Below are 19456 nucleotides of genomic sequence, written 5' to 3'. Positions count from 1 at the left end.
GCGGACGCAACCAGGTGGGCTGAGGGTTCCCGCTAACTCAATGTGAGTTCGTGGCGGTGGTGGCGGGTAGTCGGGCGGACAGGGTGCGAACTCCCTGTGCACCCACGCGGCTCGGAGTACCGCGGGCTACCCGACGAACACCCCGGTCGACACTCCCGGGAAGGCGTCGAACCCAAACGACTCGGGGGCACCACCACCGCCGAAGTCCTTGCCGAGGTAGCCGGTCACCCGGCTCCCCGCGCCCGCCCCGTCGCCCACCACCACGTCCGCCTTCGCGTCCCCGTCCAGGTCTTTCACTGCCACCCGCACGCCGCCGCGGTTGGTCGCGTCCCCGGCGAAGAAGTTCGCCACCACCTCGTCGCGGCCCGCCAGCAGCGCTTGCCCGCTCAGGGCGTACACGCGCGGGCCGCCGCCCGGCCCGCCGCCGCCGACGATGTCGCCGAACCCGTCGCCGTCCACGTCGCCGACCGCCACGAATGCACCGTTCCGGAGCGCGGGCTCGAACAGGAAGAAGTCCGCCACCGGGTGTACCTTTTCCCCCGCGGCCAGTGCCGCGCCGTCGTACACCGACACGCGCGGCCCGCCGCCGAACCCGGCGCTGAGCACCAGATCGGCCCGACCGTCGCCGGTGATGTCGCCCAGGGCCGCGCGGGCGCCGCCGCGGAAGTTCGGGTCGTCGATGCCGAAGAAGTCGGCGACCTTCCCGAACCCGGACCCGGAGTACACCTGGACCCGTGGGCCGCCCCCCTCGTCGGGTGTGACGACCAAGTCGGCGATCCCGTCGCCGGTCAGGTCGCCGGCGGCGACGTACACCCCGCCCTGGAACGCCGCCTCGAACGGGTCGATCGAGAACAATTCTCGCTGCGTCGCGCCGTCGATGACCACCACCCGGGTGGACCGACCCGGCCCGGTCCCGACGACCAGGTCTTCGACCCCGTCCCGGTTGAAGTCGGCCACGGCGACCCGCACGCCGCCCGCGAACCCCGGGAACGGCTCGACCGCGAGCCGTTCCGCGCCGTCCGGGCCAAGAACCCGGACGGCGCCGGACCCGGCGTCGGCCCCGACGGCGATTGCCCTCGTCCCGATCGGCGTGCCCAGGCCCGGAGGTGGTACGGGCGGCGGCGGTGGGGCGGGCGGTTCCAACCCGAGTGTGACCCGGTTCTCGGCGGCGACGAGTGCCCCGACCGTGTCGGACTGGTAGGCGGTGATCCCGACACCCGTGCCGCCGAGCAGCCTCGATGCCAGCTCGCGAATCTCGGCAGGGTCCGTGAGCGCCACCGGGACGGACGGGTCGAGGAGCATCCCGGCGTACGCCGAGTGAGTGGCCCGGCTCGCGTCGGCCAGGGACACCTCGGCGGTGCCCGCGAGCAGGGTTGCCAGGTGGAGGCTGGTGTCCTTCCAGACGGTCCAGTGGTCGTACACCATGCCCGCGCCGGGGTTGCCCGCGAGGGCGAGGGCGTACACGTCGTGGGCGAGGAAGTCGAGCGCCGGCAGTCCGAGCCGGGTGCGGATCAGGGCCGCCGCGTCGGCCGTGCCGAGGTCGCCCTGGGCCATCACCGCGAGCGTCAGCGTGGAGAGGGGGGAGATGTACGCCGACCCGCCCGGCGCCGCCATCGGGGTGAGTACGGCGCCGCCCGTGCCGCGCACCCCGCCGAGGCTGACGAGCGTTCCCTCGTCCTCGTCGAGCAACCCGTTACCGTTGAGGTCGACGTCGGGCGGCAGCGAGAGGACCGTGTTTCCGAAGCCGTCGGTAACGCCCACCGGCTCGCCCTCGGACGGGAGGCCGTCCCCGTCCGCGTCCACGAACACGGTGGCGTCGGCGACGCGGCTGCTCCGGACCCCCACGAGGACTGTCCCGGTGCCGCCCTGGGCGAACGTCACGGACACCGTCGCCGTCGCCCGCAGCCCGCCCGGGTCGGCGACCGTGTAGGTGAACGAGAACGACGACCGGAGAGCGCCCTGGAGCGTCAGCCTGAGGCTGCCGGGGAGTATATCGACCGTGCCGCGACCGGCGGGCGGCTGCGTGACCGTCACGGCCAACGCGGCGTCGGGCGTCTGTGCGTCGCTCACCACGGCGGTGTATCCGATCGTCACGAGCGCGATTCCGTTCGGCACCTGGACGGCGATGGGAGCGGCCGTCGGCGGCGTGTTCACCACGGGCGGACTGGTCCCGGCTGCGGGCGGCTCCGGCGGGATCACGAGATCGCTGCCGACCTGGATGGGGGCGGGCACCGGCACGACGAGCGCCAGGTTGTCGATGGCCCACTCGCCGCCGCTCCCGCCGAGCCCCGTGAGGCGGAACGTGATCGTCCGTGTTCCGAGCGCAAGGGTCCGTGGAATGTCCAGCCCGTCGAACACGCGGGTGTACCGCGCCCCGCCGGTGGCTCCGTTCGCGATCACGGCCCCGAAGTTGTCGTAGCTCCAGCGGAGCTCCCAGGTGGTCGGCGCGGCACCGGTCCGTCGGGTCCAGAAGTCGATGGCGAGCGGCGGGAGTTCGACCAGCACCGGCCCGCTGATCCCGGGGGCGACGAGTGTCAGGGTGAACTCGAACGGCGTGGACGACGGCGTCGCCACCATGCCGGGGCTGACGTCGGCCTCGGCCGGGAGCCACTTCGGCACCCCGGCGGTGGCGACCGCGCCGGCCGCCAGGGTGTTTGTCGGGTTCGGCAGCAGCGGGCCGGGGACGAGGGTCGGGACGACCGGCGCGGCGGTCACGCCGGTGAGCGGCCGCGCGGTCGGGTAGGTCTTGCCGCCGTACGTCACCGTGGCGGCCTCGCCGGCCGCGTCGAAGGCGTACCCGTTCGCGGTCCGGCGGTCGAAGTCGTACCACAGGAGCGTGTTCGCGGGCTTCTCCGGGTCGTCGTTCTTGACCCGCACCCGCACCGTGTTCGTCATCAGGGTGACGGACTCCATCCCCGACGACGACCCGACCGAGAGCTGGATGTCGAACTGCTCCGGCAGCTCGTACACCGAGTCGGCAACGATCGTGACGGTGGCCCTGCGGCTCGTGGCGTCGTGCGTCAGCTGGAGTTTCCCCGTCGGGACGCTGAACTCGGTGGCGGACGCGGTCGCCGTCGCCGTGTTCGGCACGACCTTCAGGGTGATCGATTCGCCCTCGGGGATGTGCCCGGACGCGTGGAACGTGATCGGGATCGTTACGTTCCCGGTCGCCGGGTTCCCTTCGTGCACCGTGACTTCCAGCACCTGCTTCCCGTTCTCCGTGATCGTCTCCCGGGCGACACGCTCTGGGACGGTGGCGAACACGCGGGCAACGGCGGGGAGGTCGCACGCGGTCGCGGGCAGGTTGGCCGGGTCGAAGATGTTCTGCCCGATCAGGGGCCGGGTCAGGTCGATGAACAAATCGAGTGGCAGCTTCAGGCCCAGCACGTCCAGGTCGGACGTGATCGTCAGTATTCCGCAGTCGGTCAGCTTGGCCGTGAACGAGCCCAGAACCTGGTTGACGGGGAACCCGAACAGGTTCCCGACGAACGTGGCGGTGCCACGGATGTCGAACGTGAGCTTCGGCACGCCGTCCAGCCCGATGCCAAACGTCACCTCGGCGCTGCCGACGAGGGTGAAGCGGTTCCCGCCCCACTCGACGGCCCAGTTCAGGTCGAGTTCGCCGCTCAGTTCGATCCCGCCGACCACCTGGAGCGGGTCCGTGGACGCGGTGTCGAAGCCCGGCGTGTACCCGCGGACGCGGGCGGTGAAGTTCGTGGGCAGGGTAAAGTGGTCGTTCACGAACCCGAACCCGTTCTCGTCCATGACCTCCGCGAACTGCGTCGAGTCGATCGACGCCTCGAACCCGGCCCGCGGCTTGCCCTGGGGGCTGCGGCCGACATCCACGTCCACGTCCACAGCCACCAGCCCGAGCAGGTCGGCCGCGCCGGTGATCCGGTACTGCGGGGCGCCGTTCTCGACGGTGGCGAGGAACTCCACGCCCACCAACTCCAGGCCGAGAACCTTCCCGGTGAACCGACCGACGAAGTACCCGTCGTCCGCCCCGACGTTCGGTATGAACAGTTGTGCCTGCCCGGCGTGGTCGTACAGGTCCACCTCGCTCGCCCGGCCGAGGAACGCCTCGGCGAACCCGACCGGATCCGCGAGCGGGTCGGGGAGTGACCCGGCGATGTCCTCGAACAGCGCCCCCGGGTCGGAGACGAGTCGGTGGAGATAGATGCTCCCGTCGAGCAGCACGCCGCCGCCCGCCACGAGCCTGTCGAAGTGGTCCTCGCTCGGGACGATCACCGGCACCGCGAGTTCCAGGCCCGACTCATTCTCCGCGGAGCCGGGGACGTGGAACACGCGTCGCAGCAGCCGCTCATCTCCGCCCGGGAAGAACACACCCGAGGCCGCGTAGGCCACCGTGCCGAGATTGAACGTCTGGGTGAACCGCAGGAGCCAGTTCGCCCCCGGGTCGATTTCGGGGAGCCGCCCGCGGGCCAGGTCGAGGAACGCGTCCTTGAACGGGAACTGTGCGTCCAGCGTCTGGCGGATCAGGGCCGCGTCCGGGTTCTGGAGTAACAGGGCGAGGGGCCCGAGATGCTGCAAGGACCACAGGCTCAGCGGGTCGAGGTCGATGCCGACCAGGATGCCCCGCTTGCTGAGGCTGAAGTCCGCCGCACGGATGTCCGGGCCGAGGCTCACGCCGAACAGGGTCGGCTTCACGGTGGCCGTGAACGTGAGCGACGGGTCGGCGATCGCGGCGGCCGTGCCGGCGGCGTCGGCGAAGGCGTCCTTCAGCACATCCACCAGCGCCAGGACGGTGCGCCGGGCGTCGGTGTCGAAGAACTCGATCACGCCCTCGGCGAAGTCGCCGAGGTCACCCGGCACCGGCGGCGCGCCCGGCTCGCGGAGGAGTCGATCCATCGCGCCGAACAGGTCGGCGAGGAGTTGTTGCGCGACCGCGCCGACCCGGTCCGCGTCGTCGAGCGCGTCCAGGATGAGATCGGCGAGCGCGCCCACCGTGGCCGGCGGGACCGGCCCGACCTCGAGCAGTGTGCCGAGCACGCCGTTCGGGCTCGACGCGACGTCGGCCCGGACCTGCTCCAGCGCGTCGCGGAAGAACAGGTCGAGGGTTCCGCCCACGGCCCGGTTCACGAACACCTTCAGCCCCTCGGCCAGCGCCGGAGCGAGCCCCTTCGTGTCGATCTTCAGCACGACCGACGACGACAGTGGCAGGACGTACTGGAGCAAACTGCCCGGCGGCGGGAGCTCCAACTTCGCGAACAACACCGGCTCCGAGAGCGAGGTGAAGTCCAGCACCGCCAGCCCGGCCGCGATGTCGGCCATCCCGAAGAGCGTCGCGTCCACGGTGCCGAACAGCCTCAAACTGTCGATCGGCGTTGCGGGATCGATCGTCGCGCCGAGCGCCACCGACCCGCTCACGATTCCCGGGGCGATGGCGATGGTGAGCGTACCCCGCAGCACGACCGTGAGCGGGAGCGTCCAGGTGAACCCCTCGCCGTCCAGCGCCGCGAGCACCGCCGCGTCCAGGTCCACGACCGACTCGAAGAAGTCCGGCACCGCGGCCGTCTCCAGCAAATCGTTCGCCGGGAGCGACGTGTCGATGCCGATGGTCTGGCCGAAGAAGAGACCGCCGTCCACGCCGGTGAGGATCAGGCCGCTCGGCCCGAGCGGGACCGCGAGCGGGGCGGAGACGGTAGCCGCCACCGGGCCGCGCTCGCCGATCGCCAGCGTCAGTCCGGCCCCGATGCCGCCGACCGTGAACTCCCCGCCGATCACGACGTACACCGCCTTCCGGCCGTCCGCCGCCTCGGCCACGTCGAACGACAGCGTCCCGCCGATTTCGAGCTGGTCGCCGAGCTTGAACTTCGGGACAGTGATGCTGACCCCGGTCAGGCTCTCGGGCTTGATCGGGTACTCGCCGTCCCTCAGCGCCCCGAGGTCGATCTCCAGGTTCTCCACGCTCAGGGTGAACGGCCACTTGCCGTCCTCGGCCTCGCTGTCGCCGATCATTCCGCTGAACAGCACCGAGAAGTCGGCGAGGTCCCGGACGACGCCGTCCACCACGTCGTTGAACTGAACCCCGAGTGCGTCCACCGTGAACGGCAGCTTGCCGAGGCCGACCAACTCCGTCAACTCGTCCGGGATGGTCAGCTCGAACGTGGCGCCCGGGAGCAACTTCAGGTCGCCGTCGGCGGTGATCGCGACGTTCTCCACCGCGCCGCCGGGGAGCACCTCCAGCGAGGGGAACGCGATCGACCCCCGCTCCAGCGTGAAGAACGCCTCCGCCCCCTCCGCCTGGAAGTCGATACCCGCCGTCGCCTCGAACGTCATGAACTCGCCGAGCGTCACCGTGAGCCGGTCCACCGAGCCGTTCCGGAGCGTGAGCGCCGGCGGCGCGAGCAGCATCATGTCGCCGTCGAAACTCAGGTTCAGGTCGGCGGTGAGGGTCAGGTTCTCGACGCTCAGCACGTCGCCGGGAAGCGTCGCTGACACGGTGCCGACGAACCGCAGGTCGAGATCGACGCCGCCCCGGCTGTTCGGCTCCAGGGCACCGGTAAAGTCCAGTTGCGCCGCCGTCACCGGGCCGGAGGAAGACTCGACCCGCACCGTGGCGCCGACCGAAGAGACGAACTCGCCGTTGACGTACTCGCCGAGGGTGACGGTCGCGCCGAGGGTCAGCGGGCCGGCGTGCCAGTCCTCGAACCCCAGGGTGATCGGGCCGGGCACGATCACCTGCGCCCGCCCGTCGTCCACGCGGACCGCGAGCGCGAACGGCTCGTTGGGGTTCACGACGGCCGAGTAGTCGCGCCCGCCGACGCCGATCACGGGCCTCGCGGGCAGGCCGTCGAAGACCGAGAAGTCGAACGTGCCGGTGACCGTGATGTAGAAGTCGTCCAGGTCGATCACCTCTCCGCCGGAGATGCTCACTGACCGGACCGTGAGGGGTAGCAGCCCGCCGAGGCCGACCGTCCGCAACAGGTCCTCGTCGGCAGACAGTTCCGCGCTGGTGATGGTGAACTTCTCGGCCTGGGACAACGTGAGGTCGGTGGCGGTGAGGGTGATCGTCTGCCCACCGACCGGCAGCGCGACGGCCGCGTCTTCCACGAACAGGTACGGGGTGATGTCGCCGACGCCGAAGTCGCGGACGTTCACCGCGACGCCCGTGCCCGTGACGGTGAGTGGGCCGACCGTCGCCGTGACGTTCGCCGCCGTCAGCGCGAACCGGCCCCCGGTGTCCACCGACCCGGTAATCGCCGGCTCCCCGGCCTCGGTGGAGAAGATGCGGACCTTCCCGGTACTCGGGGCGGCACTGCCCAACGGCACTTCGGGGAGCAGGATCGCCTCGTCCGCCCGGAACGTCACGCCGCCCGCGAACGACTCATCCCCGATGGCGAAGTTTGCCTCGGCGTGGAAGGAGAGGAACCCCTCACTCACCCAGAGCAGGTGGTCGGGGCCGACGTACTGCGACGTCGGCAGGTCGATCTCGCTGTCGATGACCAATAACTCGTTGTCAAGGAAGAACCCCAAGCCGATCTCGGTCGGTTCGAGCGATCCGGCCAGGATCACGGACAGAATGCCGGCCCCGAACGCATCGACCCCCGCGTCCGTGATGTCCATCTCGAAGGAGAGTTCCTTCACCTCGTAGCCGTGGAGCTTGTACCCGGCGTCGACCTCGCCCTCGCCTTCGAGGTGCCACCCGGCGCCGCCGTACGCGCCGACCAGCACGAACTCCGCCGGCGCCGGCTCGCCGTTGTTGTTGCGGGTCAGCGCCGGAACGGTCAGCCGCCCTTCGAGGCTCGTGGTGTGCGCGGGCGGCTCGACGCCGGGCGTAAATACCCAGACGCCGTGCCAGTCCAGCTTGACGTTCGAGGTCTGCACCGCGACGTCGACGACCACGTCCCCGTCGAGCCGCACGTGGAGCTGGCCGGCGATGCCCGCGAGTTGTGCGACGCGGATCGGCCCGATCTCGTCCGGCCGCACGCGGACCACGAACGGAACGATTTCGTCGCCGGTGTCCTTGCCGACGACGACGGTGCCCTCCAGCGCCTCGCCGACCGCCGCGCCGTTGTTGTCGAGCAGCTTCGAGGTGCCGGTGAACGCGCCCTCGGCCACGCCGTCGTCGTCCACGTCGTTGTCGATCTCGACCAGGACCGAGCTGTCGTCGCTCAGGTAGAACCCGCCGTCCTCGTCCACACCCATCACCAGTTCGAGGACGAGCTTCGCCTCGATCTGGAGTTCGTCGTCGCTCAGTTCGGTGTCGTCGCCGACGCCTTCCAGCACCTCGCCGATGTTGTCGAGCAGCGGGCGGTTGAACTCGGGGTTCACGGCGAGGGTGGCGATCTCCTTGCGGTACCGCACCTGGATGTACTTCCCCATCGGCGACGCGGGGATGCCGCCGAGGCCGAGGTAGATGTGGTCGATGGTGAACCCGGCCGCCTCCAGCTTGGTCCGCAGCGCCTCGGTGGTGTCGGAGGTGAAGTCTGCGAGGTCGCCGTACAGGGTGGCCAGCGCGCCCGGGATCCCGAACAGCGAGCCGATGTCGCTGGTGAGCACCGGTAGCTCGAACGACGGGGTCGGGAGCCCGGAGGCGTCGAACAGGCCCGCCCAGCGCGGCAGGCCGTCGAACGTGAGCGAGACGCCGTTGAACAGTTCGGCGCTCCAGCCGCTCACGCGGGCGTCCGGGGGGAGTTCGTGCGCCTGGGAGAACTCGAACGTGGCCTTCGTGGTGGTGTTCGTGGCCGTGGCGGTGATGAAGAGTTGCTGCGCCTCGACGTTCGGGACGCTGACCCCGGTGAAGGTGGCGAGGCCGCTCGCGTCCGTCGTCACGGTGACGGACCCGAGGTACGTCTGCCCCTCGCCGTACCCGCTCGGGTCCCGGGCGGCGCTGCTGAAGAACTCCGCGGTGTACTCGGTGTTCGCCTGGCCCTGGATCCGCCCGCTGATGTCGAGGTTGCCGCCGTTGCGGACGACCGATTCGAGGACCGGGTGCGGGGTGTGCGGTTGCGGAGTCACGCCGGGCGACCCGTGGTCGACGCCGATGCCGCCGTTCGAGTAGAGCGAATTCTGGGTGATGGTGACGCCGGGCGTTCCGGCGAAGACGCCGTTGTACCCGTTGTGGGCGATCCGGTTACCCCGGATCGTGGCGATGCCGTTCGCCCAGGTGCCGCCCCCGGCCACGATGCCGTCCCAGAGGCCGTAATGCGTGTTTCCGAGCGGCGACACCCCGTCGGCCTGGAGGCCGACGAAGTTGTTCTCGATCGTCAGCGTGTGCCCGGTCCCCCCGACCGACCGGAAGAAGATCCCGGTCCCGCCGTTGCCGGAGACGACGTTCCGGTCCGCCGGGTTCGGCCCGCCGATCAGGATCGACGAGGCGGCGTCGCCCGCGTCGATCTGGATGCCCGCGCTGAAGACCCCGTTGGCCCCGTTCCCGATCGCCGCCGTGCCAGTCCGGTCGGTGCCGACGTAGTTCCCCTGGATGACTCCGTTCAGTTCCCAGTTGGCGGAGATGCCGGCGTAGAAATTCCCTGAGATGAGGTTGCCGAGGATGCGGTTGTCGTTGGTCGGGGTGCCCAACCCGCCGGAAAAGACCCCGTTCGCGCCGTTGGCGAGCTTCGCCATCCCGGTCGCATCCGTGCCGATGAAGTTGCCCAGAACGCGGTTGTGCGAGTACTGCAGGTAGACCCCGGCCCCGGTGTTGCCCGAGATCAGGTTCCGGGCGGCCGGGGTCGTGCCGCCGACGACGGTGCCCACGGTCCAGTAGGCGTTCCCGACGCCGTTCGTGCGGTTCGGCCGCGCGATCGTACCGGTCGGGTCGGTGCCGATGAAGTTCCCCTCGATGCGGACCTCCGGGTCGTAGGCCGCGATCCCGTCGCTGTTGGAGTTGTTCACCACGAGCCCGCGGATCACGGTGCCCCGCGCCGCGGTGGTGAACATCTGGCCGACGGTGAGGAGGCCGTTCCCGCCGCTCGTCCGCAGGCTGCCGTCGATCTCGATCTTCAGCACGGCGTTGGTCCCGAGCGCGCCCGACCCGAGGGCCAGTGGGTTCGTGTTCGGGCTCGCCCCGGGCTGCGTGTAACCGTCGATCACGACCGTGTCGAGGATGTCCGGGAGCGACGTCGTCGGGCGGATCGTGTGCACCCCGCCGCCGGGGATGTTGAACCGAATCTCGTCCGCGCCGGCCGCCGCGTTCGCGTCCGCGATCGCCTGCCGAAGCGACCCAGGGCCGGTATCTGCCGTCGTGGTGACGGTGAAGACGGCCGGGGCGGTGCGGTCTTCGAGCGGCTCGAAGTTCAACGTTCGGAACGGGCGGCGCGTCCGGCGGGGAGTCGGATCGGGCATCGGGGCGATCCCAGGGGTGAAGCCGAAGACAAGGGGGTACAGAACTACCTGCGCTCGGGCGCAGACGCGGACAGGGTGCGGCCGAGAAAGTTACCACCGCGGACCCGCCCGCACGTCGAGGTGGTTGATTCCGCTCACGAGGGGTGCTAAGTTCGGCTCCGGCACACTCGTTCCGCGATCTCGGCACGACATGTCTCACCCCCCGGACCCGACCCTAACCAGGCTGTTCGACCGGATCCGTGCGGGGGACCGCGCCGCCCTGGACGAGTTGCTGGCCGCCCACCGGGACGTGGTCCACCGGTTCGTCGAGCTGCGGATGGACCCGCGACTACGGAAGCGGGTCGGGGTGTCGGACGTGGTCCAGGAGACGCACCTCGAAGTGGCGCTCCGCATCCACGACTTCCTGGCCCGCGAGCCGATGGCGTTCCGGGTCTGGCTCCTCAAGACCGCGCACCAGCAGCTGCTCCGGCTCCGGCGGTTCCACGTCGAGGCGGCGCGGCGGTCCACCGAGCAGGAGGTGCCGCTGTCGGACAACGCCTCGCTGCTCCTGGCGTCGCGGCTGGCGGAGCAGGCCCACGGCCCGCACCAGGCGCTGGCCCGGAGCGAGACGGTCCACCGCGTCCGGGCCGCGCTCGCCGACCTGTCGGGCGTGGACCTCGAGGTGATCCTGCTGCGGACGTTCGAGGGGCTGACGAACAAGGAGGCGGCCCACGTGCTGGACCTGGAACCCGACGCGGCGAGCAAGCGGTACACGCGGGCGCTGCTCCGGCTCCGGCAGTCCCTCGCGGACGGCGCCTGACGCGGTGCGGATTCCGTGTCGGCGGCGGCCGCGGACCGCAGGTACGTCAGCGGTGCCCGGCCGCGCCTCGCATGACGACAACGCCCATGAGTACCACCGCCGAGGACGACCTCTACGAACTGGTGGACGAGTTCACCGACCGGCTGAACCGCGGCGAGTGCCCGGCGGTCGAGGAGTACGTCGCGCGCCGCCCGGGCCGGGCCGGGGACCTCCGCGGCCTGCTCGCCATGCTCGCCGCCCTGCGACCGCTCCGCTCGGCAGTGATGGCGGGGGGCACGGTGCCGCCGGGCGGGGGCGTCACCCCGGCCGCGTCCGCGGCGGGGAGCGGCGAACTGCCGCACGTTCCCGGGTTCGAGATCCTGGACGAGATCGGGCGCGGCGGGATGGGCGTCGTGTACCGGGCGCGGCAGGTGTCGCTGAGCCGCGTCGTGGCCCTGAAGATGATCCTGGCCGGGGACCACGCGGGGGCGGACGCCCGGACCCGGTTCCTGGCCGAGGCCGAGATCGTGGCCCGGCTCGACCACCCGCACATCGTCCGGGTCCACGAGTTCGGGGAGCACGACGGCCGCCCGTTCTTCGCGCTGGAGTTCGCGCCGGACGGCGGGCTCGACCGGCTCCTCGCCGCCGGCCCGCTCCCCGCGCGCGACGCCGCCCGCCTCGCCCGCGACCTGGCGCGCGGCGCGGCGCACGCCCACGAGCGCGGCGTCCTCCACCGCGACCTGAAGCCGGCGAACGTGCTCCTCTGGCCGGGCGCCGTCCCGAAGGTGGCCGACTTCGGCCTCGCCAAGCTCGCCGACGCCGCCGCCGGGCCGACCACGACCGGCTCGGTCCTCGGCACGCCGAACTACATGGCCCCCGAGCAGGCCGCCGGCCGCCCGGCCACGCCCGCCGCCGACGTGTACGCGCTCGGCGCCATCCTGTACGAGTGCCTGACCGGCCGCCCGCCGTTCCGCGGCGCCACCGCCCTCGACACCCTCGACCTCGTCCGCCGCGCCGCCCCGGTGCCGGTCCGGGCGCTGCAACCCGCCGTTCCCGCCGACCTCGAAACCGTCGCGCTCAAGTGCCTGGAGAAGGACGCGGCCGCACGCTACCCGTCGGCCGCCGCGCTGGCCGACGACCTCGACCGCTTCCTCGCCGGCCACCCGACCGTCGCCCGCCCGGTCGGCCCGGCCGGGCGGCTGGCGCGGTGGTGCCGGCGGAACCCGCGGCCGGCGGCCCTCGTCGGCGGCGCGGTCGCGGCCCTCGTGGCGGTGGCGGTCGGGTCGGCCGTCGCGGCAGTCCAGTTCCGCGCGAGCCAGCAGCGCGCGGAACTCGCCGAGGGCGAGGCAGAGGACCGGCTGAAAGCGGCGCTGCTCGCCGAGGCGAAGGCGGCGCGAGTGAGCGGCCGGGCCGGACAACGGCTACGGGCGCTAGAGGCACTCAAGCAGGCCGCCGAACTCGCCCGCCGCCGCGGCGCCACCGCCGCCGAGCGCGCCGCGCTCCGCGACGAGGTGATCGCCGCGCTCGCCCTGTGCGACGTTCGCACCGGCCCCGACGGCGTGGTTCCGACAGTCCCGCCCGAGCTCGAGGTCGAGCAGGGGCGGCTCGCGTTCGACGCCGACTACGAGACCGTCGCAGTGCCCGAGCCGGACGGGCTACGGCTCCACGCCACGACCGACGGGCGGCTCGTCCGCCGGCTCGCGGTGCCGATGAAGGGGGGAGTGCCGAACGGCGCGCTCGGCGGCATCCGCTTCACCCCCGACGGCAGGCACCTCACCGTCCTCGCCGCGAACAACGAACTGCTGGTCCTCGACACCCACACCGGGGCGGTCACCGGCCGGGTCGCCGGCGTCACGCGGGGCGACGCGGTGGACGTCGCGAAGGACGGGACGACGCTGCTGGTCGGCTGCCGGGACGGGACGGCGCGGCTGCTGGCGCTGCCGGACGCGCGCGAGCTGCGCCGGGTGGCGGTCGGCGGGCCGGTGCTGGCCGCGGCGCTGTCGTGGGACGGGACGCGGGCGGCGGTGTGGGGCGACGGCGTCAACTACGTCCACGTCTTCCAGACGGCGGACCCGGCCCGGTTCGTGAACTTGAGGGTGGACGGGAAGTCGAACTGGCCGCACGCTCTGGCGTGGCACCCGCACCCGCACAACCGCTGGCTCGGACTCAACGGCGGCGGGAACGACTACCCGCAACTGCGGGACGTGGACCTCGGCCACCCGATCTGCCTGTACCACGGCCACGGCACGACCGTCGCGTCGCTGAGCTACGACCCGACGGGCGAGTTCCTCGTCACGTTCTCCTACGACAACACGTCGCGCGTGTTCGACGGCCTCAACGGCATCCCGTACCTGCTGCTGCCGGCCCAGGTCGGGCACCCGCGGTTCAGCCGCGACGGCCGCTACTTCGGGTACCAGCCCGGCCCGCGGACGGTGCGAGTGCTCGAACTCGTCCGCCCGGCCGAGTACCACCGCCTCCGCGCCGACCGGGCCGGCGGGTTCCCGGCCGCGTCGGTGGACCCGGACGGGCACCTGATCCTCGAACACACCCCCACCGGCCTCCACGTCTTCGACCGCCGCGCGGCGCGCTGGCTCGCCACCGTCGGCCCGGGGGCGCCGGAGAACACGACGGTGGAGTGGGCGGCCGACGGGCGGGAACTCGTCGCCGCGTCGGAAGCCGGGTACTGGTGGCGCTGGCCGGTGGCACAGGCCGGCGGCGTGCTGCGGATCGGCCCGCCGGACCGGCTCGACCAGCGCGGCCGGGGGGTCGATTTCGTCGGCTACCACCCGGACGGGCGGTTGATCCGCCGGGCCGACGGGCGGGGCGCCGCGTTCGCGGACCCGAGCGGGCGGCGCCCCCCGGCCGCGACGGGGCACGTCGCGTCGAGTGGGTATGTTGCGCTGTCGCCGGACGGCCGGCTGATGGCCGAGACGACGTGGTTCGACCGCTTCGTGGACGTGTGGGCGACCGACACCGGCACGCGCGTCCGGCGGCTCGAAACCGGCGACATGACGGCCGTGGTCTTCGCGCCCGACGGCAAGCACCTCGTCACCTCGCGCGGCGACGGGCTGACGTTCCGCGACACGGCGACGTGGGCCGTGGTGAAGACGATCGACCGCACCGGGGCGACGCAGCCGGCGGCGGTGGCGTTCGACCCCACCGGCACCGTGATGGCGGCGGAGGAGGTGTCGGGCACGATCACCCTGCGCGCGTACCCGACGGGCGACGTGCTCGCGCGGCTGGACGCGCCGCTGGGCGAGGCGACGTTCTTCAACCGCGGCCTCCACTTCACCGCAGGCGGCGGCGAGTTGGTGAGCCACGCCCGGGCGAACAAGGGGCTCCGCACCTGGAACCTGCGGCTCATCCGGTCCGAGCTTGCCGCACTCGGGCTCGACTGGGACGCCCCACCGCTCCCGCCCGACGACGCCCCGCCGGACCGGGTCGAGGTCGTCGGGGTAGAGATGGCGAACGACAAGGCGTGGGAGGCAGCGCAGTTCGAGCGGGACGCGCTGACCCTCCTCGGGAACCCGTTCGACCCGGCCGCGAACGCCCGCTTCGCCGAGCGGACCAACTACCGGTGCGGCGACGCGTTCGCCCGCGCCACGTTGGCCGTGGTGCAGACGCCGGACAACGCGGCGGCGTGGGCGGCCCGCGCACGGGCCGCGGTGGCGCTGGAGCGGTGGACCGACGCGGAGGCGTCGGCGCGGGCGGCGCTGCGACTGGCCCCGCGGACGACCGGGGCCAGCTTCCACCTCGGGCAGGCGCTTCAGAACACCGGCCGGCACCAGGAGGCGGTCGCCGCGTTCACCGCGGAGTTGGCGGCCCACCCGCGCGACCCGTGGGCGCGGAACTGCCGGGTGTTGAGTCTGCGGGCGCTCGGGCGGGTGGCGGAAGCGGCCGCCGACGAGTCCGCCGCGACGGCGCCCGGCTCGCCGGGGTACAGCACCGATCTCCCGATCTACCTGCTCACCCGTCCGGCGGCGTGGTGCGCCGACGACCACGTCGTCCGGCTGACGAGACGGAACTCCGCGGGGCGCGGGTGGGACAACGTCTCCCAGTTCGCCCACGGGCTCGCGCTGTACCGCACCGGCGACCATCTGGGGGCGCTGGCGGTACTGGGCGCGACCGCCCGGCGCACGTCCGGGCACTCGTTCTGGGTGTACGCCGCGTTGTACGTGCCGGTGTGCATGCACCGGCTCGGCGAGCCCGGGGCCGCGGCCGAGTTCGACCGCATCCTCCCGCGCGTGCGCGCCTACCAGCGCGGCGACCAGCGGCACCAGCAGACCGCGTTCTACCTGTCCGAAGCACAGGCCGCCTTCGCCGCCAAGCCGTGATCGACGCCGCCGGCGGCCTACGACCGCACCCGGTACGCGACGCGCGAGTGACGTGGGTGTCGGGCCGGCCGACCCGGCGCCGGCCGTCCGGGCGGCGCCGGCGGCCGACCCGGCGCGGCACCACCTCGGGGTGACCGCCGTTCACTCCCCCCGGCGACGGGCCGGTCAGCCGACCCAGACGCCGAGCCCGAGTGGGTCGGCGAACGGGTCGGCCGGGGCAGCGGGTGCGGACCACCCGCGCTGGAGCGGGGGCGGGGCGGCGAACCCGCGGGCGACGAGACCGACGGCCGAAGCCCGTCCCGGCGGCAGACTCTTGGCGGGCGCCGCATGACCGGGCGCCGCCGCGGCGGTCGCGAGGCCCGGCGGGGGCCCCGCCCGGTCTCCCGTGACCGACAGGACGTACTCTCGACTGTGATGGTCGTCTCCTCGGCGGTCGTGGTCGCGATGCTCCTCCCGGTCGCCCTTGTCCGAATGGTCGTCTCCTCGGCGGTCGTGGTCGCGATGCTCCTCCCGGTCGCCCTTCACCGACAGCATGTACTCCCCGCGGGTCGGCACCGCGGTCAGCGGCGAGGACGTGACCTCGACGTAGTACGCCCCGCCGGCCCCGGCCGGCACCTTGTACCGCAGCACGGCGTTCCGCCCGTCGCCCCCGCCGTTGTCGTTCGACGCGACCAGGTTCCCGGCCGCGTCGTACAGCCGGACGATCGGGTCGAACGTGTTCCCGAACGCCCCGGCCCCGCCGCCCGGCGTCGCCGTCTCGATCTCCAGCATCGCCCGGGCGTCGGCGGTGATCTGGTAGAAGTCCGAGGTCCGGGTGGTGATCTCGATCTGCCGGGTGCCGTTGCCGGAGCCACCGAACGCGAACTCGGAAATCGAGTCCGGGCGGAGCGTGGTCAGCCCCCCGCCCATGGCGAATAGCCCGCCCGCACTGGCCTGGAGGGCGGCCCGGCCGGCCGCGTTCAGGTCCACGGTCACCAGCCCGGGCGTGCCCGCGGCGGACACGGTGGCCGACCCGTACGCGCTGCCGGTCCCCAGGTCGTCGAACACGCCGGTGAGCCCGAACCCGCCCGCGGTGAGCACCCCGACCGGTGTGTTCACGTCGAACAGCGAAAACGTCTCGCTCGGGTCGGGGCTGTTGTAGTTCGGGTTCTGGATCCGGAGCTGAGCGGCCAGCACCTCCCCGTCCACTTCGGACAGGTCGGCCACGAAGAACGACCGGTATTCCAGCGGCGAGAAGCTGGTGTAGCGGCCGGTGATGTAGTTCGTGTTCGACGGGTCGTGGTACCCTTCCGCGGTGTACCAGCCGGAGTCCGCCAGGTCGAGTACGACCGTCGGGTCGATCGCCCCGAGCACCCACCGCCGCCCGGCCACCTGTCCGCCGGTCAGCGGCTGGGCGGTGGCGATCGAGCTGTTCCGCTCCAGGTCGAGGGTGACGTTCCGGGTGACGACCAGGTTGTAACCGGCGTCCGGGGTGCCGGTCACCCGGACGTAGTAGATGCCGTTTGCCGGGGCCGTGAACGCCGGGATCGCCGCCCCGACGTTCGTCGGGTCCGGGCTGCCGGCCGCCAGCACCGCCCCGCCCGGCCCGACGATCTCGACCTGGACCGCCCCGCCGGCCAGCTCCGTCACCGCGGCGGCGACCGACTCGCCCTTCTTGAGCCGCAGGGCGTACAGGTCCGGCGTCGGGAGCTCGGCCGCGTGCCCCTCGACCGACACGTACATCCGGTACACGTCGCCGGCCTCCGGCGGCAGGCCGTAGAGCGCCCCGAAGCCGGGGTCGGTGGCGGCCCCAAACGTGCCGACGCCCAGGTAGTACACGCCGCCCGGGAGCGTGCCGAAGAACGGGCCGAACTGCAAGAATTCGTCCGCGGTGGCGACCACCCGCCCGGCCGCGTCGTACAGGAAGATCCGCCCGAGGGCCGCGATGCCGTCCGGGTTGAACCCGAAGTTCACCAGCCCGCCGCCGGCCGGGACGGTGAACCGGTAGTAGTCGAACGTCCCGTCCCCGGTTCCCGCGATCACGACGTGCGGGAGGGTGGCGTCCGGCACGAACGGGTCGGTGTTGATGACCCACGTCTCGGTGTCCAGGTCTTGCGCGACGGCGGCCAGGTCCACCGGACCCGCGACCGGGTGGTTCGGCTCGGCCTCGATCGCGACCCCGGACCCGCCGGCGGTGACGGCGTGGCCCTCGGCGAAGAGAACGAGCTGGTACGTCCCGCCGGCCGGCGGCGCCTCCCCGCCGAGGAGCCCGGGAAGGGTGTACCCGTCGGAATACCAGGTGCCCACGGCGGCGGTGTAGGTGCCGGCCGGGAAGCTCCCCCACGTCGCGGACCCGAAGTCGTCCCAGAAGCCGACGACGGCCCCGGTGTCGTCGAACACGTACGCCGCCGCCCCGTACGCGCCGTCGCTCACGTCCACGAAGTCGCTGAAGATGGTGGCCGTCATCAATCCGTCGGCGGGGAGCGTGAACCGGTAGTAGTCGAACGTCCCGTCGCTGGTGCCGTCGATCGTCAGCTGCGCCGCCGGCACGCCCTCGAAGGGGTCGATCCCGTCCACCCACTCGGCGGCGTCCACGTCCTGGGCGAACGTGTCGGCGGTCGGCAGCGGCGGCAGGTCGGTCGGCTCGTTCGGCTCGGCCTCGGCGACGAGCCCACTCGACGGGCTCACGTCGGTCCGGCCCAGCACCGCCGCCCGCTGCGGCTGCCGGCCGCTCGGGTCGGCGGTGCCGGCGCGGTTCAACTGGAGGAACACCGGGTCGAGGCTCTGCGCCCCGGCCGGGGTGTCGTTCCGGGTGCCGCCGCTGCCTTCCGCCTCCAGCGCGGCGTTCAGCACGACCCGCACCGAGTACGCCCCGAGGTTCCCGGTCACGCCGCCGACTTCGAGGGTATACGTCACCGGCCCCGGGGTGCCGTCGGCCAGCCGGCCCGGGACGCGGACGGTGTGCAACTCGGCGATGCCGCCGGGCGCCGGGGCGGTGGCGGTCGCCACGGTCGCCCCGCCGGTCGTCAACCGGATGTCGGGCTGGAGGATGGCGCCGCCGTCCACCTGGATGGTGAGCGTTTGCCCGGGATCGACGGTGAAGGTGGTCGTGTCAGCGGCGCCGGGGCCGACCACGGCGATCGAGTCCCAGCCGCGGCCGTCGGTCGGGACCGGGAAGTTGTCGAACTGCTGGAACTTGACGAAGTAGCTCGCCGGGTCGAGCGTCCCGCCCGCCAGCCCCACCCGGGCCGCCACGTCGAGCGTGTACTCGACCCACGCCTCGGCCGCCTGGCCCGGCGGGCTCCAGATCGGGTACCACGTCACCCCGTCGTTGCTGACCGCGATCCCGTCCGCGTTCCGGTGGCCGGTGAACGGCGTCGTCCCGATGGACGTGAACTCGTCGTTGAACTGGGCGTGCGAGAAGCGGAGTAACGGGCTCGCCACCCCGGGCGTCTCGACGTGCCAGACGGCCTCGTTCAGGGTGTTCGCCCCGGAAGGGGTGCGGTCCATGACCAGGGCGAACGCCCCGGCCGCGGTGCCGGACGAGCCGGTCACCCGGACGCGGCCCTGGGCGTCGGACGAGTAGGTGGACCACGCCGGCCCGAGGTCGCCGGACTCGAACCCGTCGGCGGCGACGGTGGTGCCAACGAACCCGGTCCCGCTCGCCTCGTAGACGAGCGAACCGAGTTGGGGCACGACGCTGAACGCGCCGAGCGTGGCGGGGGTGGTGCGGTCTTCCAACTGGGTGAGAGCGAGTGCGCGGCGCGGTGCGGTCACGGTGGGCTCCGTGGAACGTGAGGGGGGGTAGACGGGGCGGCCGGTGCGAGTCCGGGGCGGCGTCCGAAAGGTGATGTTCCGGCGGTGGGCGAAATCCGCCGCGGAATCCGATTATTCCGCAGAACCGGTCCAGCCGGCGCCCGCTGCCGCGGGCGGGAAGCTGTCGCGGTCCCGGGCCGTCGGTCCAACAGTATTTCTTATTGGAGAGTTAATGCTTCTTGGGACGGGGTGTCTCCGTCCCAAGAACCAATGAGAGCCGCCCGCGGATCCGCCCGAACCG

At 72.3% G+C, this 19456-nt stretch carries 4 protein-coding genes; 2 read left to right on the top strand and 2 right to left on the bottom strand.

All coding sequences use genetic code 11. The annotated features are described in order from the left end of the window. Nucleotides 1-126 precede the first annotated feature (126 nt). Nucleotides 127-10308 (bottom strand): FG-GAP-like repeat-containing protein, encoded by a 10182-nt coding sequence (locus tag ETAA1_RS28810; RefSeq protein WP_202920492.1) that lies wholly within the window; start codon nt 10306-10308, stop codon nt 127-129. Nucleotides 10309-10498: 190 nt separating this feature from the next. On the opposite strand from ETAA1_RS28810, the gene ETAA1_RS32530 reads away from it, so the two are divergent. Together ETAA1_RS32530 and ETAA1_RS28800 are read left to right on the top strand one after the other, a co-directional pair. Then, entirely contained in the window at nt 10499-11107 is a 609-nt protein-coding gene (locus tag ETAA1_RS32530) for an RNA polymerase sigma factor (RefSeq protein ID WP_202920491.1), read from the top strand. Between the two features lie 86 nt (nt 11108-11193). Further along, nucleotides 11194-15420 carry a WD40 repeat domain-containing serine/threonine protein kinase gene (locus tag ETAA1_RS28800; RefSeq protein WP_145244065.1) on the top strand — a complete coding sequence of 1409 codons (4227 nt, stop codon included), beginning with the start codon at nt 11194-11196 and terminating at the stop codon, nt 15418-15420. 165 nt (nt 15421-15585) lie between these two features. Here the strand turns inward: ETAA1_RS28800 and ETAA1_RS28795 are convergent, their stop codons facing one another. After that, nucleotides 15586-19176 (bottom strand): RHS repeat domain-containing protein, encoded by a 3591-nt coding sequence (locus ETAA1_RS28795; RefSeq protein WP_145244064.1) that lies wholly within the window; start codon nt 19174-19176, stop codon nt 15586-15588. Between the last annotated feature and the right edge of the window lie 280 nt (nt 19177-19456).

Origin of the sequence: Urbifossiella limnaea, assembly GCF_007747215.1 — a bacterium.
Taxonomy (GTDB): Bacteria; Planctomycetota; Planctomycetia; order Gemmatales; family Gemmataceae; genus Urbifossiella; species Urbifossiella limnaea.
Note: the sequence above shows the minus strand (reverse complement) of the source record. Positions and strands in the feature narration are given on the sequence as shown.

Excerpts from the sequence above, each read along its gene's own strand:
- ETAA1_RS28810 (WP_202920492.1), bottom strand. The coding sequence starts at position 10,308 with ATGCCCGATCCGACTCCCCGCCGGACGCGCCGCCCGTTCCGAACGTTG.
- ETAA1_RS32530 (WP_202920491.1), top strand. The coding sequence starts at position 10,499 with ATGTCTCACCCCCCGGACCCGACCCTAACCAGGCTGTTCGACCGGATC.
- ETAA1_RS28800 (WP_145244065.1), top strand. The coding sequence starts at position 11,194 with ATGAGTACCACCGCCGAGGACGACCTCTACGAACTGGTGGACGAGTTC.